This is a genomic window from Kitasatospora sp. DSM 101779 (genome assembly GCF_025655475.1).
In the GTDB taxonomy this organism is placed as follows: Bacteria; Actinomycetota; Actinomycetes; order Streptomycetales; family Streptomycetaceae; genus Kitasatospora.
The window spans coordinates 7,119,383-7,142,552 of the sequence record NZ_JAHTIK010000001.1; the positions used below are offsets into that span (position 1 = coordinate 7,119,383).

General features: G+C 73.8%; 20 protein-coding genes and 2 pseudogenes. 7 read left to right on the top strand and 15 right to left on the bottom strand.

Features of this window, described 5'->3' with window-relative positions:
- Positions 1–154 precede the first annotated feature (154 nt).
- A pseudogene (locus KSNIM_RS32295) lies at positions 155–693 on the bottom strand (glycoside hydrolase family 3 N-terminal domain-containing protein); the annotation flags it as partial.
- Here KSNIM_RS32295 and KSNIM_RS32300 point away from each other — a divergent pair.
- Positions 649–1,193, top strand: a pseudogene (locus tag KSNIM_RS32300) (LacI family DNA-binding transcriptional regulator); the annotation flags it as partial. The pseudogenes KSNIM_RS32295 and KSNIM_RS32300 overlap by 45 nt on opposite strands.
- A gap of 109 nt (positions 1,194–1,302) precedes the next feature.
- A complete protein-coding gene (locus tag KSNIM_RS32305) occupies positions 1,303–2,472 on the top strand; it encodes a CapA family protein (protein WP_263106688.1) in 1,170 nt (389 codons plus the stop codon).
- A 137-nt stretch (positions 2,473–2,609) separates the two neighbouring features.
- On the opposite strand, the gene KSNIM_RS32310 is transcribed toward KSNIM_RS32305, so the two are convergent.
- Both KSNIM_RS32310 and KSNIM_RS32315 read right to left on the bottom strand, forming a co-directional pair.
- Positions 2,610–3,026: a hypothetical protein gene (locus KSNIM_RS32310; RefSeq protein ID WP_263106689.1), complete on the bottom strand. Its 417-nt coding sequence runs from the start codon at positions 3,024–3,026 to the stop codon at positions 2,610–2,612.
- Between the two features lie 158 nt (positions 3,027–3,184).
- The gene (locus tag KSNIM_RS32315) at positions 3,185–3,559 is read right to left on the bottom strand and encodes an RNA-binding S4 domain-containing protein (protein ID WP_263106690.1); all 375 of its coding nucleotides are present in this window, start codon (positions 3,557–3,559) and stop codon (positions 3,185–3,187) included.
- Between the two features lie 162 nt (positions 3,560–3,721).
- On the opposite strand from KSNIM_RS32315, the gene KSNIM_RS32320 reads away from it, so the two are divergent.
- Together KSNIM_RS32320 and KSNIM_RS32325 are read left to right on the top strand one after the other, a co-directional pair.
- On the top strand, positions 3,722–4,036 hold the full coding sequence (locus KSNIM_RS32320) for a DUF6087 family protein (protein WP_263106691.1): 315 nt from the start codon (positions 3,722–3,724) through the stop codon (positions 4,034–4,036).
- A 115-nt stretch (positions 4,037–4,151) separates the two neighbouring features.
- Positions 4,152–4,589: a hypothetical protein gene (locus KSNIM_RS32325; protein ID WP_263106693.1), complete on the top strand. Its 438-nt coding sequence runs from the start codon at positions 4,152–4,154 to the stop codon at positions 4,587–4,589.
- A gap of 30 nt (positions 4,590–4,619) precedes the next feature.
- On the opposite strand, the gene KSNIM_RS32330 is transcribed toward KSNIM_RS32325, so the two are convergent.
- Entirely contained in the window at positions 4,620–5,045 is a 426-nt protein-coding gene (locus KSNIM_RS32330; protein WP_263106695.1) for a YchJ family protein, read from the bottom strand.
- Between the two features lie 113 nt (positions 5,046–5,158).
- On the opposite strand from KSNIM_RS32330, the gene KSNIM_RS32335 reads away from it, so the two are divergent.
- Positions 5,159–5,743, top strand: a complete 585-nt coding sequence (locus tag KSNIM_RS32335; RefSeq protein WP_263106696.1) for a hypothetical protein — start codon at positions 5,159–5,161, stop codon at positions 5,741–5,743.
- 81 nt (positions 5,744–5,824) lie between these two features.
- Here KSNIM_RS32335 and KSNIM_RS32340 read toward each other — a convergent pair whose 3' ends face one another.
- Together KSNIM_RS32340 and KSNIM_RS32345 are read right to left on the bottom strand one after the other, a co-directional pair.
- The gene (locus KSNIM_RS32340; protein WP_263106697.1) at positions 5,825–8,041 is read right to left on the bottom strand and encodes an RICIN domain-containing protein; all 2,217 of its coding nucleotides are present in this window, start codon (positions 8,039–8,041) and stop codon (positions 5,825–5,827) included.
- Positions 8,042–8,073: 32 nt separating this feature from the next.
- The gene (locus KSNIM_RS32345; protein ID WP_263106698.1) at positions 8,074–9,495 is read right to left on the bottom strand and encodes a ricin-type beta-trefoil lectin domain protein; all 1,422 of its coding nucleotides are present in this window, start codon (positions 9,493–9,495) and stop codon (positions 8,074–8,076) included.
- 433 nt (positions 9,496–9,928) lie between these two features.
- On the opposite strand from KSNIM_RS32345, the gene KSNIM_RS32350 reads away from it, so the two are divergent.
- Positions 9,929–12,307 carry a SpoIIE family protein phosphatase gene (locus tag KSNIM_RS32350; protein WP_263106699.1) on the top strand — a complete coding sequence of 793 codons (2,379 nt, stop codon included), beginning with the start codon at positions 9,929–9,931 and terminating at the stop codon, positions 12,305–12,307.
- A gap of 192 nt (positions 12,308–12,499) precedes the next feature.
- Here KSNIM_RS32350 and KSNIM_RS32355 read toward each other — a convergent pair whose 3' ends face one another.
- Genes KSNIM_RS32355 through KSNIM_RS32365 form a run of 3 tightly spaced genes read right to left on the bottom strand, consistent with a single transcriptional unit; the run spans position 12,500 to position 15,881 of the window.
- The gene (locus KSNIM_RS32355; protein WP_263106700.1) at positions 12,500–13,237 is read right to left on the bottom strand and encodes a succinate dehydrogenase/fumarate reductase iron-sulfur subunit; all 738 of its coding nucleotides are present in this window, start codon (positions 13,235–13,237) and stop codon (positions 12,500–12,502) included.
- A complete protein-coding gene (locus KSNIM_RS32360; RefSeq protein WP_263106701.1) occupies positions 13,234–15,180 on the bottom strand; it encodes a fumarate reductase/succinate dehydrogenase flavoprotein subunit in 1,947 nt (648 codons plus the stop codon). The genes KSNIM_RS32355 and KSNIM_RS32360 overlap by 4 nt, the downstream gene beginning before the upstream one ends.
- Positions 15,177–15,881: a succinate dehydrogenase cytochrome b subunit gene (locus KSNIM_RS32365; protein ID WP_263106702.1), complete on the bottom strand. Its 705-nt coding sequence runs from the start codon at positions 15,879–15,881 to the stop codon at positions 15,177–15,179. Before KSNIM_RS32365 ends, KSNIM_RS32360 begins: the two co-directional genes overlap by 4 nt.
- Positions 15,882–16,095: 214 nt before the next feature.
- Here KSNIM_RS32365 and KSNIM_RS32370 point away from each other — a divergent pair, with 214 nt between their 5' ends.
- Positions 16,096–17,022, top strand: a complete 927-nt coding sequence (locus tag KSNIM_RS32370; RefSeq protein WP_263106703.1) for a LysR family transcriptional regulator — start codon at positions 16,096–16,098, stop codon at positions 17,020–17,022.
- A 16-nt stretch (positions 17,023–17,038) separates the two neighbouring features.
- On the opposite strand, the gene hypE is transcribed toward KSNIM_RS32370, so the two are convergent.
- The 6 genes from hypE to KSNIM_RS32400 are packed head-to-tail and all read right to left on the bottom strand — an operon-like array spanning position 17,039 to position 23,111.
- On the bottom strand, positions 17,039–18,112 hold the full coding sequence (hypE, locus tag KSNIM_RS32375) for a hydrogenase expression/formation protein HypE (RefSeq protein ID WP_263106704.1): 1,074 nt from the start codon (positions 18,110–18,112) through the stop codon (positions 17,039–17,041).
- A complete protein-coding gene (gene hypD / locus KSNIM_RS32380; protein ID WP_263106705.1) occupies positions 18,105–19,238 on the bottom strand; it encodes a hydrogenase formation protein HypD in 1,134 nt (377 codons plus the stop codon). Before hypD ends, hypE begins: the two co-directional genes overlap by 8 nt.
- Entirely contained in the window at positions 19,235–19,525 is a 291-nt protein-coding gene (locus KSNIM_RS32385; protein WP_263106706.1) for a HypC/HybG/HupF family hydrogenase formation chaperone, read from the bottom strand. The genes hypD and KSNIM_RS32385 overlap by 4 nt, the downstream gene beginning before the upstream one ends.
- A gap of 52 nt (positions 19,526–19,577) precedes the next feature.
- Positions 19,578–21,899: a carbamoyltransferase HypF gene (gene hypF, locus KSNIM_RS32390; RefSeq protein ID WP_263106707.1), complete on the bottom strand. Its 2,322-nt coding sequence runs from the start codon at positions 21,897–21,899 to the stop codon at positions 19,578–19,580.
- Entirely contained in the window at positions 21,896–22,732 is an 837-nt protein-coding gene (gene hypB / locus KSNIM_RS32395; protein ID WP_263106708.1) for a hydrogenase nickel incorporation protein HypB, read from the bottom strand. The genes hypF and hypB overlap by 4 nt, the downstream gene beginning before the upstream one ends.
- 4 nt (positions 22,733–22,736) lie before the next feature.
- A complete protein-coding gene (locus KSNIM_RS32400; RefSeq protein ID WP_263106709.1) occupies positions 22,737–23,111 on the bottom strand; it encodes a hydrogenase maturation nickel metallochaperone HypA in 375 nt (124 codons plus the stop codon).
- Positions 23,112–23,170: the final 59 nt, after the last annotated feature.

Consider the following 23,170-nt stretch of genomic DNA (forward strand, 5'->3'; position numbering starts at 1 on the left):
GTCACCGCCGGAGCACTCAACGGGCCGCCGCGCCCGGGTCCGGCGCTGGAGCCCGGACCACCTCGACGGCCGCGGCCATCGGCACCTCGCCGCAGGACGGCCCGACCAGCACCGTGAACACGCCCCTTTCGGCCGGCCAGCGCCGCTCCTCCACCGGCCAGTGGGCCAGTGCCCGCGGTGCGACCTCGATCCGGGCCGCCGCCCGCCGCCCGGGCTCGGCCCGGACGGCCGCGAACCCGGCCAGCCGGCGCACCGGCCGCTCCGCCGCACTGCCGGGCCGCGCCAGGTACACCTGCACCACCTCGCGCGAGACCCGCCGGCCGGTGCGTCGATCGCGGCATCCAGGGTGAGCCGCTCCGTCTCGGACTCGTTGCCGATGTAGTGCCTGGCCGTCGCGGAGACCCCGCCGCCCTGCGCCCCGCGGATGTACGCGGCTCTGATCCGGCCGGTGAGCAGCGGGTCCTCGGCGAAGCACTCGAAGTTCCGGCCGGCGTACGGGGAACGGTGCAGGTTGAGGGTCGGTGCGAGCCGCATGTCGACGCCCTTGCGGCGGGCCTCGGCGGCCAGCACCGCGCCGAGCTCCTCGACGAGTTGCTCGTCCCAGCTGGCGCCCATCGCGGTGGGGGAGGGCAGGGCGAGCGCGGTGTCGGTCTCGTTCCAGTGCTCGCCGCGGACGCCGATCGGCCCGTCCGAGGTGGGGCCCGTCTCGCCGCCGACCACCTGCACGCCGCGGCCGCCGCCGGGTGGTCACCATCGCCGGCCCGCCCGCCGTGCGCGCCGCCCGCGACCGGCCGGACGGCTTCCACGAGGCGATGGCCCGCCACGGCATGCCCTACCTGCCGCACGCCGAGGCCGACTTCACCCAGGCCGGCGGCGAGCGGGCGATGGCCCGCCTGCTCGTCGAACACCCGGACCTCGACGGGGTGTTCGCCGCCAACGACCTGATGGCGCAGGGCGCCGTGGCGGTGCTGCGCGACCACGGCCTGCGGGTGCCGGAGGACGTCGCGGTGGTCGGCTCCGACGACAGCGGTGCGGCCACCGCCGGTCGGCCGCCGCTCACCACCGTCCGGCAGCCGGTGGAGGAGATGGCGGCCGAGATGGACCGCATCCTGCTGGACGTGCTGGCCCGCCCCGGCCGGGGCGCCACCTCGGTAATCTCCGAGCCGGAGCTGGTCGTGCGCCGGTCGTCCTGATCCACTGTCAGGCTCATGTGGAATCAAGTCCTCCACATTTGTGCGCGAGTTATGGGGATCATGCGGATGGTTGTGCGGATCATGTCGTAGAGTTGGCGCGTACAGTTCGATGACCGGGGGGATTGTCGTGCGCCGTGCCGCGCCTGCTGCTGTGCTCGTGCTGGGCCTGGCCTGCCTGACGTCCTGCGGCAGTCCGTCCGGCCCGGCCGCCGACCGCGTCACCCCCGCCGGAGCCACGGCGGCCGCGCCCGCCGCCTCGGGCTCTGCCGGCCCTGCCGCGTCCGGCGCCCCGTCCGACCCGGCCGCCCCCTCCGACTCCGCTGCGGCGGGCGGCACCATCACCGTCGCCTTCGCCGGGGACGTGCACTTCGAGGGCCGGACGGAGGCCCGCCTCGCCGGCGGCCCCGACACCGCACTCGGCCCGATCTCCCGCACGCTCGCGGCCGCCGACCTGGCGGTGCTCAACCTGGAGACGGCGATCACCGGCCGCGGCGCGCCCGAGCCCAAGACCTACACCTTCCGCACCAGCCCCAAGGCGCTGCAGACGCTGCGCGACGCCGGGGTGGACGTGGTCTCGTTGGCCAACAACCACGCCGTCGACTTCGGTGCCGACGGCCTCGCCGACACGCTCGCCGCCAAGGCCTCCTCGCCGATCCCGGTGGTCGGCTTCGGCCGCAACGCGCAGGAGGCGTACGCCCCGTACGTGACGACCGTCAAGGGCGTGAAGGTCGCGGTGCTCGCCGCCAGCCAGGTCCAGGACCTCACCAACCAGAAGTGGCGGGCCGGTTCGGCCAAGGCCGGGATCGCCTCCGCCCTCGACCCGGCCGCGCTCGTCCGGGCCGTCGGCGAGGCCAAGCGCCAGGCCCCGGTCGTCCTGGTCTACCTGCACTGGGGCGAGGAGGGGCACACCTGTCCGACCGGCGCCCAGACCGACCTCGCCCGCAAGCTCTCCGCGGCGGGCGCCACCGCGGTGGTCGGCACCCACGCCCACACCATGCTGGGCTCCGGCATGCTCGGCGACACCTACGTGGCGTACGGCTTCGGCAACTTCCTCTGGTACGGCACCTCGAACTACACCGACTCCGACGAGACCGGCGTCACCACCCTCACCCTGAGCGGGGACGGCCGCACCGTCGGCGAACGGTTCACCCCCGCGCACATCGACAAGCGCGGTGTCCCGGTGCCGCAGTCCGGTGCCGCCGCGACCGCCGCCCAGCAGCGCCGCGACCGGCTGCGCACCTGCACCGGCCTCGCCCCGGCGCCCGCGGCCCGGGACTGACCTGCCGGGCCACGCCCCCGACCCGGCCGCGGCCGGGCCCCCGATCGGCCGTGCCCACGCACGGGTGCGGCCGCGGAACCGCTGGGGCGCGGCGTGAGCAGCCCTGAACGCTCACGCCGCCCAGCGGCCCGCACTCCTCACGTCCGGCGTCCGCCGGGCCCGGCCGCGGCCAGCGGGCCATCCTGCGGGGTCGGGCGGTAGGCCCGTTCGTGCCACCAGGAGCCGTCGACCTCGACCTGCTCCCATTCCGCGGTGCGGCGCAGGATGTGCGCGGTGATCCGCTCCGGCAGCCGGACGGCGTGCTCGCGCACGTAGTGCGCGAGGCCGGAGGGCCACAGGTACTCGCCGTCGGTGAACTCGGCGGATCCGTTGACCTCGCCGCAGATGCGGCACCGGGAGACGCCGAGGAACTGGCGTGCGACGTGTCCCTGCTCCAAGTAGTCGGCGACCTCGGAGCGTTCCCACATCTCCCAGTCCGGGTCCACCAGCGCCGCGGGGTCGGGCAGGTCCGGGCTCTCGGGCGAGCACCAGTATCCGAACAGCGTCAGCCTCACGGCACGCCCCTCCCTCCCGGGCGACGGCCACGCTCCTGACGCCCGCTCACATTCGGCGATGTGAGGGGAAGCCTGCGACAGGTGCCGGGTGCACGTCAACGGCTGGGCCCTCTCTTTCGGATCGCGCCCGGCAGGATCCGGAAGAGAGGGCCCGGGCATCAGGAACCGCGCAGACGCTCGATCTCCCGGCGGTCGCGCTTGGTCGGTCGGCCGGTGCCGCGGTCGCGCAGGGCCGTCGGCGCGGCGAACTCGCGCGGCGGCGGGGGCGGCGAGTGGTCGACGTAGCACTGCGCCGCGATCTCGGCGCCGACCCGCTTGCGGATCAGCCGGGAGACCACGACGACCCGCTCCCGGCCGTCGTACCGCAGCCGGACCTCGTCCCCGGGCTTCACCGTCTGCGCGGGCTTGGCCCGTTCGTCGTTCACCCGCACGTGTCCGGCCCGGCAGGCCGCCGAGGCCATCGAACGCGTCTTCAGCAGCCGGACCGACCAGATCCAGCTGTCCACCCGTACCGGGCCCTCGTCCTCCGCCATACCCCGAGCCTAGACGCCGTCCCGACCCGCGCCGAAACCCCGGCACCGCGGTGGCCCCGCACACCGGCCGGTCGTTGCACAACGTGCCCGGTCCGGCACGGCAGGTTAGCCTGACGGGAGGACCGCCGCACCGGTGGTCCAACCGCCGAAAGGACGCCCGCGGTGTTCGTGCCCGACGAGAGTGAGCCCCTGTCCGACCGCTGTGCCCGCCCCGCCGACCTGCGGCACGCGGTCGGCACCCGGGACGTGTTCCCGATCGGTGAGCCGGCCGGCGGCGCGGGCCACCCGCACCACCGGGACGCACCCCGCCTGGTCGTCGAGTGGGACGGCCGCACCTGGCAGCCCGTGGCGATCGCCGACAGCTGGGCCGCCGCCCACCAGATGATCGTCGGCGACGGGCGGCCCCCGGTCTTCCCACAGGTCTCCGGCCGGCTGCCGGTGTTCCGGCCCGAGCCGCGCGGCCGCCACAACGACTGAGCCGTGTGCCCCGCCGGGCCGACCGGCCCGGCCGCTACGCACAACGGGTGGTCGTCGGGGCCCGGCGCGGCCCCGCCGTGCGTGCCCGCACCGCATCGAGGTGACCATGGCCGCTATGAGCCCTGACCGCGCACCGGGCCCGGCCCGGACCCCGTACGAGATCGCCAATGCCGTGGGCGAGGAGATCCGCGTCCTCAACCACCGGACCGCCGTGGGAATCGGGGCCTTCCCCGACCCGACCAGCGTGCACGACGTGGTGACGGCGCTGCACGCGATCCTCTTCCACCTGCCGCAGGCGCTGGCGCAGGCCGCCGCCGGGCTCGCCGCGATCCCCGCGGGGGAGATCAAGGTGGCGCTGCCCGACGGCGAGGGGGACACCTCGGCCGCCCGGCAGGCCCGGGTCTCCGAAGAGCTGGCACGGGCCGCCGAGACCCTGGAGGTCGCCCGGGCGCACGTCGCGGCCGCCTCCGCCTTCACCAGCGGCCTGGACCGCACCGTCCCGATCGTGGACGACGACCCGCTGGACGACCTGGTCGCCGCCTTCCACGACTGATCCGGCCCGTCCAGGACGAAGCAGCGGTGATCAGTCCTCCGGGAGCGCCGCCACGTACACCCAGGCGCCGTCCAGCCGGACGAAGGTGCTGTGCTCCTCCATGGCCCCCGGCTCGCCGCCGTCCGTGAAGTGCGCCCGGAACCGCACCGTCCCGGCGGTGTGGAACGGCCCGCCCTCCGTCGTCCCCAGGACCTCCAGCCCCGTCCAGTGCAGCCCCGGGTCGAACCCGATCCGGGGCGGCCTGGTGTCCGGGTGCCAGGTGCGCAGCAGGTAGAGCCCGTCCTGGACGGCGAAGGCGCTGTAGCGCGAGCGCATCAGCTGCTCCGCGGTGCCCGCCGCCGCCTCGCCGCGGTGTAGCCGTCCGCAGCAGCCGCCGTAGGGCCCGCCCAGGCCGCACGGGCAGGGGTCGGCGGGGGAGAATCGGGGGTGGCGGCGGCGCTTCGACATGCGTCCCATTCTGCCGGTCGCGCCGCCCGCCCCCGGAACTCGGGGCCGGGTGCTGCAACTGCCCGGCCGCGGCCCACGTCTCTTCGGGTGAGGGATCCAGGCGCGGCCCGAGGAGGCGCATCATGCGACGGTGGATCACGATCCCGATGGCACTCGTTCTCGCCGGCACCGGTGCCGTGGTGGTACCGGCCGCGGCATCCGCGACAACACCTGCGGCGACGGTGACCACATGCCCGACCGGTTGGGGCAGCCTGCCGAAGGCAGCGAACCCCGCCACCGGGCAGCACCCGCTGACCAACATCCGCACCGGCCAGCATCCGTGCTGGGACCGCATGGTGCTCGACATCCCCGGCACGACGCCCGCCGGCCACGTGGGCTACCGCGTCCAGTACGTCCCGTCGCTGATCCAGGACGGTTCGGGCCGGACGATCCCGGTGAGCGGCGGCGCGATCCTCGAGATCGTGGTCGTGGCACCGTCCTACGACCCGTCGACCGGTGCGCCGGTCTACCCGGCGAAGGCCGGCCAGTCGCTGCCCGGTGTGAACCTCAGCGGCTACCGCACCTTCAAGGACGCCAAGTTCGGCGGCAGCTTCGAGGGCCAGAGCCAGGTGGGCCTCGGTGTGCGGGCCCGACTGCCCTTCCGGGTCTTCCAGTTGGACAACCGACTGGTGATCGACGTGGCGCACAGCTGGAACGCCACCTTCTGAGCCCTACGGGCACGGCACGGGTGAACACAGGCTCCCCGGCCGGGTGCGGACCCGGCCGGGGAGCGTTCGTGCGGTCGAGGCCTACGGGAAGGCGACCAGGTTCGCCACGTTCGACGAGGAGTTGGACGGGCCCCCGGTCGAGTCGATCACGTGGTTGATGGTGCCGGTGCCGCCCAGCGACACGGTCACCATGTCGTGGAAGCGCACCCCGGAGCGGTCCGGCGCCTCGAGGGCGTGCTCGGCCACCACCGACGGGTCGGCGTTGAAGTAGCAGTAGCTGCCGAGCCCCCATGCCTCGTGGTTGGTCACCGAGTCGGCGACCTTGTAGGCGGCGTAGCCGCGGGTCGCACCGTTCATCCAGGCCGACTGGTTCGGCGGGTCGTACGGCATCTCGTTCTGGAAGAAGTACGTCCGGCCGCCGTTGCCGTTCCAGACCACCTGGGTCTGCTGGTAGTGCTCGACGAACAGGCCGTACACGGTGACGTTGGCGCCGTTGACGGTCAGGCCGTTGGCGGCGGTGTTGCTCGTCCAGCCGACGCCGCTGCCGTGGTCGGCGCGCCAGATCCACATGTGGTCGCCGACGACGTTGTTGCTGTTCACCACCAGCGACTGGGTGGCCCGGCCGACGCCCGCGCCGCCGACCCGGAAGAACACGTCGTGCAGTGAGGTCGGGTTCGCGGAGTGGTCGGCGGCGGACCCGGCCGGGCCGACCTGCATCAGCATCGCGGAGTTGGTGGTGCCGGCGTCGATCAGCAGGCCGGCCACCTTCACCCCGTCCACGTCGGCGACGGTCATCGCGGTGACGCCGTTGTCCGGGACGAGCGTGGCCAGGCCCAGGCCCAGCACCACGGTGTCCGCACGGGTCACGTCGATCGCCCGGTCGAGGTGGTAGACGCCCGGGGTGAACAGCAGGTTCCTGCCCTGGCCGAGCGCGGCGTTGATGTCGGCGGCGGTGGCACCGGGCTTCACGATGAAGAACTGGTCGATCGGCAGTGAGCCGCCCTGCTGCGCCCCGCCCGCCCAGGTGGTGCCGCTGCTGCTGCTGCGCAGCGCCGGGACGAACACCTTGTAGGCGCCGGCCCCGTCCACGTACAGGAAGGGCTTCTCGCGGACGACCGGGGTCCGGTCGACGGTGGTGTAGGGCGGGCTGGGAAAGGAGTTCGCCGGGGCGTTGACGTCGCCGACGAAGACCATGTTCCAGTTGGAGCCCGTCCAGCTGCCCCACTGGGTGTTCCGGGAGAGCCACTGCTGCTGGGAGCCGGAGCGGACCTGGCCGTCGATCTTCGAGTCGGCGATGAAGCCGCCGCTCGACCAGCCGCCGTCGTCCAGCTGGAGGTTGCCGCGGACGTGCATCCGCCGGTACGGCGCGGCCTGCGAGACGGCCCAGCGGTCGGTGCCGCCCGTGGGGTTGACCGAGAGGTTCTCCGCGGAGCGCCAGAAGTTCTGGGTGGCGTTGCCCTGGAACCAGTCCGCCTCGGCGTGCACGGCGCCGTTGATCGTGACGTCGTCGGGGGAGAGGCCGAGCCCGGCGACCTGGGTGTAGAAGCCGACGTTGGCGTCCACGCCGTAGCTGCCGGGTTTGAACAGCAGGGCCTGGCGCTGGGCGCCGAACTGATTGGTCTCCTGCTGGGAGAAGACCGAGTTCAGCTTCGCCTGGATTGTCGAGGCGGGCATCGACGGGTCGAAGACCGTCACGTTGGGCCCGAAGTCCGGGGTGCCGGGCGGGTTCTGGCTGCCGCTGCCGAAGGAGAAGGACTGCGCGGCCGTCCCGTTGCAGGTCCACTGCTGGAGCTGGACGGCGTCCGCGGTGGAGGCGCTCGGCACGTCCAGGCACTTGCCGCTGTTGCGGTTGACGAAGTGGTAGGCGCCGCCGGCCTCGGCGACCGCCTGCCACTGCTGGTTGAGGCCGCCGCCGTACGTCCAGAGCTGGATCTTCGCGCCGTCCGCGGTGGACACGTCGGTGACGTCGAGCACCTTGCTGGTGTCGTTCCGGGCGTTGATGCGGACGTAGCCGCCACCGGCGTCCTGGAACTGCCACTGCTGGGCGCCGGTGCCGTTGCAGCCGTACTGCTGCACGGCGGTCCCGTTGGCGGTCGCGGCGGCCGCGGCGTCCACGCACTTGCCGCTGTGCTGCGCGACGAGGGCGGTGGATCCGGTGGGCAGGCCGGCGGCCTGCGCCGCCTGGCCCTGGACGAGCAGCACGGCGGTGGACGCCGAGGCGATCAGGCCGACGGCGGTGACCAGCGGCAGGGCCCGGCGCCGGGCGTGCGCCCGCCGGTGCACGGGTGGGGTTGGCATGGGGATCGCTCCTGTTCTGTCGGGGCGCGGCGTCAGGCCGGCAGGGTCCACTGCTGGTTGGCGCTGCCGAAGCAGTCCCAGATCTGCAGCCGGGTGCCGTTGGCGGAGCTGGGCCCGGTGGCGTCCAGGCAGCGGCCGGAGACGGGGTTCACCAGGGTCTTGTCGGCGCGGGCCTGCCACTGCTGGGCGCCGGTGCCGTTGCAGTCGTAGAGCTGCACCTGGGTGCCGTTGGCGGTGCCGGCGGCGGTGACGTCCATGCACTTGCCGAGCGCGCGGACCGTGCCGTCGGTGCCGACCGTCCAGGTCTGCGCGGCGGTGCCGTTGCAGTCGTACAGCTGGATCGCGGTGCCGTTGGCGCTGTTCGCCGCGGCCACGTCCACGCATGTGCCGCCGTAGCCGGTGATCCGGCCGGTGCGGCCGGTGGGCGGCGGGGTGGTGCCGCCGGTCAGCGCGTCGAAGGTCCTGGTGAACTGGTACGCGGACTGCGGGGTGCCGCTGCAGGAGTCGGAGAGGGTGCCGTTGGCGGCGCAGGCCCTGTCGCGGCCGATCGCCCAGAAGGCGAGCTGCTGGATGCCGTGCGAGGCGGCGAAGGACTCCAGGGTCGAGGCGTTGCCGGTGGTGAAGACCTCGGCGGTGGTGTCGTTGACCCCGATCATGGGGGTGTTGCCCTCCATCGCCCACAGCTGGTCGGAGGTCTTGCCCGGCCAGATCTGGCCGAGCTGGGTGTGCAGGCCGTTCGCGGCGTTGATCGCGGCCTGCCCCATGTCCATGGCCGGGCCGTAGTCCATGGTCATGATGTTGACCATGTTGACGTCGAGGCCGCGGCTCTTGGCGTTGTTCAGCAGGCTGATCGAGTTGGACTCCAGGCCGGACGGGCTGACCGGCAGTGTGTAGTTGACGGCGAGCCGCTTGCCGGCCGCCGCGTACTGCTGCTGGAGGGCGGCCAGCGCCTGGTTGCGGCGGTCGTTGGCGGCGGTGTCGTTCAGCGCCGAGCCCTCGATGTCGAGGTCGATCCGGGTCAGGCCGAGGGTGTCGACGACCCGCTTGTACTGGGCCTGCAGCGCCGGGACGCTGGTGCAGGCCTGGCCGAGCTCGGTGCCGGCCGCGCCGCCGAAGGAGGCGATCACGTCGCCGCCGGCCGAGCGGAGGCCGTTGATCGCGCTCTGCCAGGAGGCGTCGGCTATGTCGGTGTTGCCGTTGAAGGTGGCGGTGCAGCTCCCGTTGCTGATCACGAAGGCCAGCGTGAAGTACTTGAGGCCGGTGGCGTTGCGCACATCGGTCATCACCGAGGGCGAGTTCCAGGTCTCCAGGTAGGGGGCGGCGAAGTGGGCCGGGAAGCCCGGGCCGGGGTTTGCTGCGGCGGCGGCCGGCGAGCCGCCGGCGATCAGCAGGGCGGCGGCCGTCGCGGGCAGCGCGACCGCCGTCGCCGCGGTGCGGACAAGGGTGCGGATCAAGGCTGTCTCCTCCTGCCCCGGGCGGTTCGCCGGGGCGTGGTGGGGGTGAGGATCAGGGACCTTTGCGTTCACGAAGTGAACATGGTGCAGCTCTCGACGCCTGGCCGGCAGATCGACCGTCCGACGGGCGACTTGGCTGCGGTGGTGCGGACGGATCGTCCTCCGATCCGTCAAAGTCCGCCCTTCTGCCACCAACTGGTGTTGTGTCACCAACTCGTTCAGGGCGCGGAGGGCGGCGAGCGGGCCCCGGCGAATTGGTCTGGACCCTTTTTCAGAACGTGAAGTTAGGCCCGTTGAACCATTCGCGTCAACCCCCGTGCGTACAGAACCCGAAGGCAGAACGCCCGGTCACTCTCCGTGTCCCGGGGCGCCGACACCCGGGGAGCGGTGGAGTATGAGGAAGAGAGGAGACCACCGGACGGGGTGAGACGCGATGGAAGACCGCCGCTTCCCCTTCCTCGACGGCGTCGCCGGGGCGCTCGTCGACGGCAGTGGCACGATCGTCGGCTGCACCAGCGCCGCCGAGGAACTTCTCGCCCTGCCCGCCCGCGCCCTCGTCGGCCGTGCCCTGCGCGACCTGCTCGCCGCCCCGGAGGCCTGGCGCGGCCCCGACGAGTCCGGCCCCGGCGGCTGGGACGGCCAGGTCACCGTCCGCACCGGCGACGGCCGCCCGCTCAACCTCTTCGTCCGCGTCCTCACCCTGCACGGCGACAACCCCAACGACCCCACCGCCACCCGGCAGGTCGTCCTCGGCGCCAAGTCCTCCACCGTCGCCCGATGGCGCCAGGACCAGGCGTTCACCCGCGAACTCTTCCTCCAGGACCGCTTCGGCCTCGCCGTCTTCGACACCGACCTGCAGATCGTCCGCACCAACACCCACCTGCTGCCCTACTCCGGCGTCCCGCCCACCCTCAGCGGCCTCAAGCTCGCCGACTTCCTGCAGACCGAGGACGCCGTCGCCCTGGAGGCCCACCTGCGCGAGGTCCTGGAGACCGGCCGCCCGCTGGTCCTCGCCGAAGGGCTCGCCCGCACCGTCGTCGACCCCCGTGGCGGCCGGATGATGGCCATCTCCGCCTTCCGCCTGCAGGACTCCGAGGGCGTCGTCATCGGCCTCACCGTGCTCTTCACCGACATCACCGAACAGCACCGCTCCCGGCAGCGCCTCGCCCTGCTGCACCGGGTCACCGCCGCCGCCGGCAGCTCGCTCTCCGTCACCGGCACCGCCGAGGGCCTCGCCAAGGCACTCGTGCCGGACTTCGCCGACGTCGCCGTGGTCGACATCGCCGCCGCCGTCTTCACCGGCGACGAACCCGTCCCCGACCCCACCGGGCGCCTGGTGCTGCGCCGCACCGCCGTCGCCGGCCCGCCCGAGTCCGCGCCCGCCACCGGTGACACCGTCCTGGTCCGGGCCGACGGTTCCCCCGACCGTGCCACCGCCGCCGAACCCGCCCACGACTGGGAGATCACCGCCCCGCTGGCCGCCCGCGGCATCCTGCTCGGCCAGGTCACCAGCCGCCGCAACCGCTGGAAGGACCGCTACGAGGAGGGCGACCGGCTGCTGCTCGCCGAGATCGCCGCCCGCGCCGCCCTGGCCGTCGACAACGCCCGCCGCTACACCCGTGAGCACCGCGCCGCCGTCGGCCTCCAGCGGAGCCTGCTGCCGCCGGCCGTCCGCACCGTGGCCGCCGTCTCCACCGCCAGCGTCTACCTGCCCACCGACAGCGCCGGAGGTGTCGGCGGCGACTGGTTCGACGTCATCCCGCTCTCCTCCGCCCGGGTCGCGCTGGTCGTCGGCGACGTCGCCGGACACGGACTGCAGGCCACCGCCACCATGGGCCGGCTGCGCACCGCCGTCCGCACCCTCGCCGACCTCGACCTCGAACCCGACGAACTGCTCGTCCACCTCGACGACCTGGTCTCCCAGCTGCTCTTCGAGGGCGACTTCACCGGCGACGCCGAGGAGGACGACGCCGACGAACCCACGGACACCGCCCGCGCCGGCCGGCGGCACCGACCCGACCCCGGCTCGGTCGGCGCGACCTGCCTGTACGCCGTATACGACCCGGTCACCCGCGCCTGCACCGTGGCCAGCGCCGGCCACCCGCCGCCCGCCGTCGCCGGCCCCGACGGCACCGCCCACTTCCTGCCCGTCACCCCCGGCCCGCCGCTCGGCGTCGGCGGCCTGCCCTTCGAGTCCTCCGAGACCGCCCTCGAGGCGGGCAGCGTCCTCGCTCTCTACACCGACGGCCTGATCGAACGCGGCGAGGGCGACATCGACGAGGGCATGGCCGAGATCCGGCGGCGGCTGGCCGCCGTCGCACGGGAGGACCGCCCGCTGCGCGATGCCGCCCTGCAACTCGTCGCGGGGCTGCCGCCCACCCGGCTGCGCGACGACGTCACCCTCCTCCTCGCCCGCACCCGGGCCGTCCCCGCCGAGGCCACCGCCACCTGGACGGTCGATCCCGACCCCGCCGAGGTCGCCCGGGTCCGCGCCGACGCCACCGCCCGGCTCACCGAGTGGGGCCTCGACGAACTGGCCTTCACCACCGAACTCGTCCTCAGCGAACTGGTCACCAACGCCATCCGGTACGCCGGCGGCCCGCTCGGCGTCCGCCTGATCCGGGCCGACACGCTGACCTGCGAGGTCTCCGACGGCAGCAGCACCCAGCCCCGGATGCGCCGCGCCCGCCTCACCGACGAGGGCGGCCGCGGCCTCTACCTCGTCGCCCAGCTGACCGACCGCTGGGGCAGCCGCTACACCTCCGCCGGCAAGACCATCTGGACCGAACAGGAACTCCCGACCGACTCCTGACGATCCCCGCGGGGCCTGGGACCGACCGATGGGGCAAGCACCCAGGGGCGCGGGGAACTGCGCAATCCGGATGCGGGCCACTGCACGGAACACGGCTTGGCCCGTACCGTTCCGACAGCCACATCCGACGTGCGCCAGTTCTCCCGAGCCTTCGGCCGGGAGGTGCTCCCGTGCGCCCCTGCGGCGCCGCCCTCACCGCAAGGTGCCCCGCAGGAACTCCCTGTTCAGGGCCGAGATCGCCGACAGCGGGATCCCCTTCGGGCAGGCCGTCGCGCACTCGCCGGTGTTGGTGCACCCGCCGAAGTCCTCGGCGTCCATCGCGCCGACCATCCCCCGGACCCGGCTCGACCGCTCCGGCGCGCCCTGCGGCAGCAGGTTCAGGTGCACCACCTTCGCCGCCGTGAACAGCATCGCCGACCCGTTCGGACACGCCGCCACGCAGGCCCCGCAGCCGATGCAGGCGGCGTGCTCGAAGGCCGCGTCCGCAGCCTCCTTCGGCACCGGCGTGGCGTGCGCCTCCGGGGCGCTGCCGGTGGGCGCGGTGATGTACCCGCCCGCGCCGATCACCCGGTCCAGTGCGGAGCGGTCCACCACCAGGTCCTTGACCACCGGGAAGGCCGCGGCCCGCCACGGTTCCACGTCCACCGTGGCGCCGTCCTCGAAGTGCCGCATGTGCAGCTGGCAGGTGGTGGTCGGCTGCGGCCCGTGTGCCTGCCCGTCGATGACCATGCCGCAGGCGCCGCAGATGCCCTCGCGGCAGTCGTGGTCGAAGGCCACCGGTTCCTCGCCGCGCAGCGCCAGCGTCTCGTTGAGGGTGTCGAGCATCTCCAGGAAGGACATGTCGGGGCTGATGTCGCCGACCCGGTAGGTGCTGAACCCGCCGGGGTCGTCGGGGCCGGCCTGCCGCCAGATCCGCAGGGTGAGGTTCATGCGTAGCTCCGCTGGGTGGGGTGGACGTACTCGAAGTCGAGCTGCTCGCGGTGGAGCACGGGGGCACGGCCGGTGCCGGTGAACTCCCAGGCGGCGGCGTACGAGAAGGCCTCGTCGTCGCGGAGCGCCTCGCCCTGCTCGGTGCGGCTCTCCTCGCGGAAGTGCCCGCCGCAGGACTCGGTGCGGTGCAGCGCGTCCAGGCACATGAGTTCGGCCAGTTCCAGGTGGTCTGCGACCCGGTTCGCCTTCTCCAACTGCTGGTTGAGGCTCTCGCCGGTGCCGGGCACGGTGACCCTCCGCCAGAACTCCTGGCGCAGTTCCGGGATCCGGGCCAGCGCCCGGCGCAGCCCGGCGTCGTTGCGGGCCATCCCGCACTCGTCCCACATGATCCGGCCGAGTTCGCGGTGGAAGGACTCCGGCGTGCGGTCGCCGCGGACGGACAGCAGCCTGTCCAGTCGCTCCACGACCTCCTGCCGGACGGCCTCGACCTGCGGGTGCCCCGGGTCGAGCGGCTCCGATTCCTGCCGCGCCAGGTAGTCGTTGAGCGCGGGCGGCAGCACGAAGTAGCCGTCCGCGAGCCCCTGCATGAGGGCGCTCGCGCCGAGCCGGTTGGCGCCGTGGTCGGAGAAGTTGGCCTCGCCGATCGCGAACAGCCCCGGGACGGTGGTCTGCAGGTCGTAGTCCACCCACAGGCCGCCCATGGTGTAGTGCACCGCGGGGTAGATCCGCATCGGCACCCGGTACGGGTCCTCCGCGGTGATCCGCTCGTACATCTCGAAGAGGTTGCCGTAGCGCGCGGAGACGGTGTCCCGGCCCAACCGGGCGATGGCGTCGGCGAAGTCGAGGTAGACGCCCTGCCCGCCGGGACCGACGCCGCGGCCCTCGTCGCAGACCGCCTTGGCGGCCCGGGAGGCGATGTCGCGCGGCACCAGGTTGCCGAAGGACGGGTACATCCGCTCCAGGTAGTAGTCCCGCTCGGCCTCGGGGATCTCCCCGGGCGGGCGGGTGTCGCCGGCGGCCTTCGGCACCCAGATCCGGCCGTCGTTGCGCAGCGACTCGCTCATCAGGGTGAGCTTCGACTGGTGGTCGCCGGAGCGCGGGATGCAGGTGGGGTGGATCTGGGTGAAGCACGGGTTGCCGAACCACGCGCCGCGCCGGTGCGCCCGCCACACCGCGGTGGCGTTGGAGTTCTTGGCGTTGGTCGACAGGTGGAAGACGTTGCCGTACCCGCCGGTCGCCAGCACCACCGCGTCCGCCAGGTGGGTGGACACCTCGCCGGTGACCAGGTCCCGTGCGACGATCCCGCGGGCCCGCCCGTCGACCACCACCAGGTCGAGCATCTCGGTGCGGGGGTGCATCTCCACCCCGCCGCCCGCGATCTGGCGCGACAGCGCCTGGTAGGCGCCGAGCAGCAGCTGCTGCCCGGTCTGCCCGCGGGCGTAGAAGGTGCGCTGCACCTGGACACCGCCGAACGACCGGGTGTCCAGCAGCCCGCCGTACTCCCTCGCGAAGGGCACGCCCTGCGCCACGCACTGGTCGATGATCTCCACCGAGATCTGCGCCAGCCGGTGCACGTTGGACTCCCGCGCCCGGAAGTCCCCGCCCTTGACGGTGTCGTAGAACAGCCGGCGGACGCTGTCGCCGTCGTTGCGGTAGTTCTTCGCCGCGTTGATGCCGCCCTGCGCGGCGATCGAGTGCGCCCGCCGCGGAGAGTCCTGGAAGCAGAACTGCACCACCCGGTAGCCCTGTTCGGCGAGGGTCGCGCCGGCGGAGGCGCCGGCCAGGCCGGTGCCGACCACGATCACGGTGTGCCTGCGGCGGTTCGCCGGGTTCACCAGCTTCGCCTCGAACCGCCGCCGGTCCCACCGCTGTTCGATCGGCCCGGCGGGCGCCCTGGTGTCGGCGACCGGCGCGCCGACGGTGTAGTCGAGGTACGGGGTCACTTCACCGCTCCGATCATCACGGCCACCGGCACGGCGAGGAAGCCGGCCGTCAGCACCAGCGCCAGCACGTTCGCCGTCGCCTTCAACACCCGGTCCCGGCGGGCGTTGTTGACGCCCAGGGTCTGCGCCGCGCTCCAGAAGCCGTGCCGCACGTGCAGCCCGACCGCGAGCATCGCGACGATGTAGATCCCGCCGCCGTACCAGGTCGAGAAGGACGCCACCACGTTCTGGTACGGGTGGCCCTCCTCGGCCCGCGGGTTCACGGTCAGCGTGGTCAGGTCGAGGATGTGCCAGACGATGAACAGGGCGAGGATCACCCCGCCCCAGCGCATCGTCCGGGTCGCGTAGCTCGACCGCGCCCGGCGCCGCGCGTACTTCTGCGGCCGCGCCGCGAGGTCGCGCCGGCTCAGCTGGTACGCGGCGACGCCGTGCCCCACCACCGAGGCCAGCAGCACCACCCGGGCGATCCACAGGAACCACGCGTGCCCGAGGAAGGGCTGTCCGACGGTGCGCAGCCACGCCGCGTAGCCGTTGAGGTCGTCCGGCCCGAAGAAGATCTTCAGATTGCCGAGCATGTGCGCCACCAGGTACAGCAGCATCACCGCGCCGGTGGCGGCCATCACCGCCTTCTTGCCGATCGTCGAACCCCACAGCGCCGCCAGGGCGTGCCGCGGCCGACGCGTTCCAGTCGCCAGAGCCATGCGCCCCACGCTAGGAAAGGCACCTACCCGCCGTCCAAGACATGAACGGGCTCATCACCATAGGATGCGGCTATGGAAAACGGGGGCGCGGGGAACTGCGCACTTCGGATGCGGGCACTGCGCGTGCCAGGGGTCGGCCCGGACTTGCGCCGTGTACCGCTCCCGGACTGCGCAGGTCCCCGCGCCCCTGACGACCCCCACCAAGGCAACCACCGTGCAACTCCAGCAGCTCCGCTACTTCACCGCCGTCGCCGAGCTCGGCAACTTCACCCGGGCCGCCGAGCGGCTGCACGTCGCACAACCCTCGCTCTCCCAGCAGATCAAGGCACTGGAGCGGGAGTTGGGTGCTGAACTACTGCACCGCAGCCGCGGCGCCACGACCCCCACCGACGCGGGCGAGGCCCTGCTGCCGCTGGCCCGCCGCATCCTCGCCGACACCGACAGCGCCCGGCTCGCCGTTCAGGAGACGGTGCAGCTGCGCCGCGGCCGGGTCCGTCTCGGTGCCCCGCCCAGCCTGTGCGTCAGTCTGCTGCCGGACGTGCTCGGTGCCTTCCGCACCCGCTTCCCCGGTGTCGACCTGCAGGTCAGCGAGGGCGGCTCCGGCGACCTGGTCTCCGCCCTGGGCGCCGGCGAGCTCGACCTGGCCCTGATCGTCTCGCCGAGCCCGGGCGGAGCCCTGCCGGGCCTGGACGTCACCCCGCTGCTGCACGAGGACCTGGTCCTGGTCTCCGCCGAGCCGCTGCCCGGACAGGCCGTGCCGGTGGGGGAGTTGCGGGATCGCCACCTGGTGATGTTCCGGACGGGCTACGCGCTGCGCGACGTCACCCTGGCGGCCTGCCGGGAGGCCGGCTTCGAGCCGCGTTTCGCCGTCGAGGGCGGTGAGATGGACGCCGTGCTCGGCTTCGTCCGGGCCGGCCTCGGACCGGCGGTCGTGCCCGCCATGGTCGCCGCCCGCTCGGGCCTGCCGACCACCCGGTTCACCGGCGCCGGCCTCGGCCGGACCATCTCGCTCGCCCACGGCCGGGACGTCCCGCTCGGGCGGGCCGCCGAGCGGATGCGCGCCACCGTCGCCGAACGGCTGGCCGCACAGGCACGGCGCGGCGAGCTGCCGGCAGGGACCCGGCTGCTCGCCGCGCCGTGAGCGCGGGCGGGCGCGGTCAGCAGATCCGCGGCAGCTGCTCGCCGACCGGCAGATCGATCACCCGGGTGCCGCCGAGCGCGGTGCGGGCCACCACCATCCCGGGGTGGTCGGCGACGCACTCGCCGATCACCGCCGCGCCCGCGCCGTACGGGTGCGCCCGCATCGCCTCCAGGACGGCGTCCGCGTGCTGCCGTGGCACGAAGGCGACCAGCTTGCCCTCGTTGGCGACGTAGAGCGGGTCGAGGCCGAGGATCGCGCAGGCGTTGGCGACCTCCGGCGGCACCGGGATGCTCCGCTCCTGGACGACCACGCCGACGCCGGCCGCCGCGGCGATCTCGTTGAGCGAGGCGCCGAGGCCCCCGCGGGTGGGGTCGCGCAGCACGTGCAGGTCCGGGGTGACGGCCAGCATCGCCTGCACCAGCCCGCCGAGCGGGGCGCAGTCGCTCTGCACGTCCACGCCGAACTCCAGGCCCTCGCGCACGCTCATCACGGCGACGCCGTGCAGCCCGATCGGCCCGCTGACGATCACCACGTCGCCGGGCTCGGCCCGCTGCGGCCGCAGGTCCACCCCGGCGGGGATCAGCCCGATGCCCGCCGTGTTGAGGTAGATCCCGTCGCCGCGGCCGGCCTCGACGACCTTGGTGTCGCCGGTGGCCACCTCGACCCCGGCGGCCCGCGCGGCCGCGCCGAGCGCCTGGGCGACCCGGGCCACCTGTGCCGTCTCGACGCCCTCCTCCAGGATGAACCCGCAGGACAGGTAGGCGGCCGCGGCACCGCTCATCGCCAGGTCGTTGACGGTGCCGTTGACCGCCAGGTCGCCGATGCTGCCGCCGGGGAAGAACAGCGGCCGCACCACGTACGAGTCGGTGGAGAAGGCGAGCCGCACCCCGCCGAGGGTGACGGCGGCGGAGTCGCCGAGCGCGGCGAGCACCGGGCCGCCGAAGGCGGGCGCGAAGACGTGCTCGACGAGTTCGGCGGAGAGCGCCCCGCCGCCGCCGTGCCCCATCACCACCCGCGGGTGGTCGCGCAGCGGCAGCGGGCAGCTCCAGTTGGAGAAGTCGGGGGCGGCGAGGGTGTCGGTGTCAGGCAACGGGGCTCGCCTCCAGCGGTGCGGCGGGTGCGGCGGGTGCACCCAGGCGGCGGTACAGGTAGTAGGCGGCGCAGGCGCCCTCGCTGGAGACCATGGTCGCGCCCAGCGGGTTGCGCGGCGTGCAGACGGTGCCGAAGGCCTCGCACTCGTTCGGCTTGAGCAGGCCCTGCAGCACTTCGCCGGCCCGGCAGGCGGCGGGCTCGCAGGTGTTCACGTCGCCCACGTCGAAGCGGTGCTCGGCGTCGAACTCGCGGTAGCGCGAGGACAGTCGCCAGCCGCTCTGCGGGATGGTGCCGATCCCGCGCCAGGCGCGGTCGGTGGTCTCGAAGACGTCGGCGAGCATGGCCTGCGCGGCCGGGTTGCCCTCGTCGCGCACCGCCCGGGGGTAGGCGTTGTCCACGGCGTGCTCGCCGCGCTCCAGTTGGCGCACGGTGCGGCGGATGCCCTCCAGGATGTCCAGCGGCTCGAAGCCGGTGACGACGATCGGGACCCTGAACCGCTCGGCGAGCTCAGGGTATTCGGCCGTGCCCATCACCGAGCAGACGTGCCCGGCGGCGAGGAAGCCCTGCACCCGGCAGTCCGGCGACTGCATGATCGCCTCGATCGCCGGGGGCACCCGGACGTGCGAGACCAGCAGGCTGAAGTTCCGGATGCCGCGCTTCTTCGCCTGGTACACCGTCATGGCGTTGGGCGGGGCAGTGGTCTCGAAGCCGATGCCGAAGAACACCACCTGCTTGTCCGGGTTCTGCTCGGCGATCCGCAGCGCGTCCAGCGGGGAGTAGACCACCCGCACGTCGCCGCCCTCGCTGCGGACCCGGAACAGGTCCTTGCCCGTGCCCGGTACCCGCAGCATGTCGCCGAAGGAACAGAAGATCACCTCGGGACGGGAGGCGATCTCCAGCGCCTTGTCGATCACCTCCAGCGGGGTGACGCACACCGGGCATCCCGGCCCATGGATCAACTCGACGCCCTCCGGCAGCAGTTGGTCGATTCCGTGCCGGATGATGGTGTGCGTCTGGCCGCCGCACACCTCCATCAGCGCCCAGGGGCGGGTGACGGCGGCCCGGATGTCGTCGAGCAGCCGCCGGGCCAGCTCCGGGTTCTGGAACTCCTCCAGGTACTTCACGTGGTCTCCGCCTCCTTCGGGGCGCCCGCGGCCGCCTCCCACGGGTCGCCGAACTCCTCCTGCAGCAGCCCGAGCTCCTCGAACAGCTCAAGGGTCCGGCGGGCCGACTCCTCGTCCAGGCGCTGCAGCGCGAACCCGACGTGCACGATCGCGTACTCGCCGACCGCGAGGTCGGGCAGGTACTCCAGGCACACGTCCTTCACCACGCCGCCGAAGTCCACGACGGCCATCCGGGTGCCGTCGCGCTCCTCGATCTCCATCACCCTGCCGGGCACCGCCAGGCACATCGGCTGCTCCCTCGTTCGTCCTCCGGGGCGGGGGCGGGTGCGCCCCCGCCGTTCAGCTGCCGGTCCGGCCGGCCACCACGAGCTGACCGAGCGCCAGACCGCCGTCGTTGGGCGGCACCAGCCGGTGCCGCAGCACGGTGAAGCCGGCCGCCCGGAGCCGGTGCAGGCACTCCTCGGTGAGCAGCGCATTGCCGAACACCCCGCCGGTGAGCGCCGCCGTGCCGAGCCCGGTCCGCTCCCGCGCCGCCAGGCACCACCGCTCCACCAGGGCGGCCACCGCGCCGTGGAAGCGCCGGGCGACCACCGTGGTCGGTACGCCCGCCGCCAGGTCGGCCACCACCGCGCCCAGCACCGGGTCGGGCTCGGCCACCGACACGCCGTCCTCGTCCCGCATCCCGAAGGCGTACGGTTCGCCGGAGTCCTCGGCGCCCAGCGCGGCGGCCTCCAACTCCACCGCGGCCTGGGCCTCGTAGCCGGCCCGGTGGCAGATCCCGGCGAGCGAGGAGACGGCGTCGAAGAGCCGCCCCATGCTGGAGGTCGGCACGCAGTTCAGCCCGCGCGCCAACTGCTGCCGCAGCACGGCCAGTTCGTCGGCAGGGCAGGCGGCCGTGCAGGGCAGCCCGGGCGTCCACGGCAGACCGGCCGCGTACAGGTGGGCGAGCGCCATCCGGTACGGCCGCTCCACCGCGGCGTCCCCGCCGGGCAGCGGCACGTGGCCGAGCCGGCCGAAGCGCTCGAAGCCGTCGTAGTCGGCGAGCAGCACCTCGCCGCCCCAGACCGTGCCGTCCTCGCCGTAGCCCGTGCCGTCGAAGGCGATGCCGATGACCCGCCCGGTGCCGTCGAGCCCGTGCTCGGCCATCGCCGAGGCGACGTGCGCGTGGTGGTGCTGCACGGTGCGGACCTCGCGGCCGTGGGCTTGCCGCCGGGCCCACTGTGCGGAGCGGTACCGCGGGTGCCGGTCGGCGGCCAGCAGTTCCGGCCGGACCCCGGTGACGGCCGCCAACTGGGCGACCGCCCGGCCGAATCCGGCGAGGGTCGCCAGGTCGTCCATGTCGCCGACGTGCCCGGACGGCCAGGCGGTGCGCCCCTCGGCCAGCGCGAAGGTGTTCTTGAGGTCCCCGCCGACGGCGAGCACCGGGCGGACGTCGACGGGCAGCGGTACCGGCAGCGGCGCATAGCCGCGCGAGCGGCGCACCGGCAGCACCTCGCCGTCCACCACCCGCACCACCGAGTCGTCGCAGGGCACGTGGATCGGCCGGTCGTGCGCCAACCAGCCGTCCACCAGCGGTGCGAGGCGATCCAGTGCCTCGGCGTCGTCGGTGACGATCGGCTCGCCGGAGAGGTTGCCGCTGGTCATCACCAGCACCCGCGGCCCCGGCGGATCCCCGGGCAGGCCGAGCAGCAGCCGGTGCAGCGGCGTGTACGGCAGCATCACGCCGAGGTCGGGGCAGCGCGGCGCGACACCCTCGGCAAGCCCGCGGGCGCCGGGTCGGCGGCGCAGCAGCACGATCGGCCGGGCGGCGGACTCCAGGGCGGCCCGTTCGGCCTCACCGACCCGGGCCAGCGCGGCCGCCTCGGCGGGTGACCCGGCCATCACCGCGAAGGGCTTGTCGCCCCGCCGCTTGCGCCGCCGCAGTTCGGCCACCGCGGCGGCACTGCCCGCGTCGCAGGCCAGGTGGTAGCCGCCGATGCCCTTGACGGCGAGCACCGCGCCCTGGGCGAGCAGCCTGCGGGCGTCCTCCAGCGCCGCCGCCCCGCGCAGTCCGGCTCGCCCGGGCACGGTGAGCGAGAGCTCGGGCCCGCAGGCGTGGCAGCAGATCGGCTGGGCGTGGAAGCGCCGGTCGGCCGGGTCGGTGTACTCGCGTTCGCAGTCCGCGCACATCGGGAAGCCGGCCATGGTGGTGGCGGCGCGGTCGTAGGGCAGTGCGGTGACGATGGTGAACCGCGGCCCGCAGTTGGTGCAGCTGATGAACGGGTGGCGGTGCCGCCGGTCGGCCGGGTCGGCGAGTTCGGCCAGGCAGTCGGCGCAGGTGGCGGTGTCCGGCGGGATCAGGGTGCGGCTGCCGCCGCCGCCCGCGGACGGCACGATGGCGAACCCGTCCGTGCCGGTGGCCTCGATCGGCTCGTGCACCACCGAGGCGACCCGGGCCAGCGGGGGCGCGTCGTCCGCGATCCGCCGGCAGAACGCGGCGACGGCGTCCGGCAGACCCTCGACCTCGGCGAGCACCCCCTCGCCGGTGTTGGTGACGTGTCCGGCGAGCCGCAGTTCGGCGGCGAGCGAGTGCACGAAGGGGCGGAAGCCCACGCCCTGGACGATCCCGCCGACCCGTACCAGCCGCCGTTCGACGGCGGGCGCCTGCGGCGCGGCGGTCACGAGACGGCCGGCGGCAGCGCCGGTTCCCGGTGCGGGTGGCCGTGCCCGTGCTCGTGGGTGTGGGTGTGGCCGTGCTCGTGGGCGTGCCCGTGCCCCTGGTCGGGACCGTGGGGTGCGGCCGGCGGCCCGTGGTGGTGTCCGGCGGACGGCACGCCCATCACCGGCCGGTGCACGGCGCCGCCCTCCAGCACCGCGGTCGCCCGGTCCAGCAGCAGCCCGACACCCTGCCCGGTGCGGGCCGAGGTGAACAGCACCTCCACCCCCGGGTTCACCCGCTCGACGTGGGTGAGGAAGGCCTGCTCGTCGAAGTCCACGGCCTCGGCCAGGTCCGCCTTGGTCACCACCACCAGGTTCGCCAGCCCGAACGCCGTCGGGTACTTCAGCGGCTTGTCCTCGCCCTCGGTCACCGAGGCCAGCGCCACCCGCAGGCTCTCCCCGAGGTCGTACGAGGCCGGGCAGACCAGGTTGCCCACGTTCTCCACGAACAGCAGCCGGGTCTCCTCGGGCAGCCAGCCGTCCAGGTGACGGGCGAGCGTCGCCGCCTCCAGGTGGCAGAGCCCGTCGGTCAGCACCTGCTTCACCGGGGCGCCCGAACGGGCCAGGCGCAGCGCGTCGTTCTCGGTGGCGAGGTCGGCGGTGAGCGCGGCGACGGCCGTGCCGCGCCGCCCGGCGAGCAGCAGTTCGGCCTCCAGCAGTGCGGTCTTGCCGCTGCCGGGGCTGGAGAGCAGGTTCACCGCGACGGTGCCGCGGGCGGCGAGCGCCTCGCGCAGCTCCCGGGCGGCGTCCTCGTTGCGGGCCAGCACGGCCTGCTGGAGGTCGACAACTCGGCACATGGCGTCAGCCTTCCTGGTCGGCGTACGCCGGCCGGTCCGCCCAGCGGACGCTGCGGATCTGCAGCTCCCGCCCGGTCAGCAACTCGGTGGCCGCACCGTCGCCGCAGCCGGGGCAGGCCAGTTCGGGCGGCATCCCGACCGCCCACCCGGTGCCGCAGGCGCCGCACCGGGCGCGCGCCGCAACCGGCTCGGTGATCAGCTCGGCGCCCTCCAGGACCGTTCCGGAGCAGGCGAGTTCGAAGCAGAAGTGCAGCGAGTCCGGCACCACACCGGCCAGTTCGCCGACCTGCAGCAGCACCGACTCGACCCGGCCCGCGCCCTCGGGGGCGGCCTGCGCCACCTGGTCCACCACGGCCATGGCGATCGACATCTCGTGCATCGGCACCCGCTTTGCGGCTGGAGGCGGTGACCGGACGGTCGGGGACCATTACAGGCCGC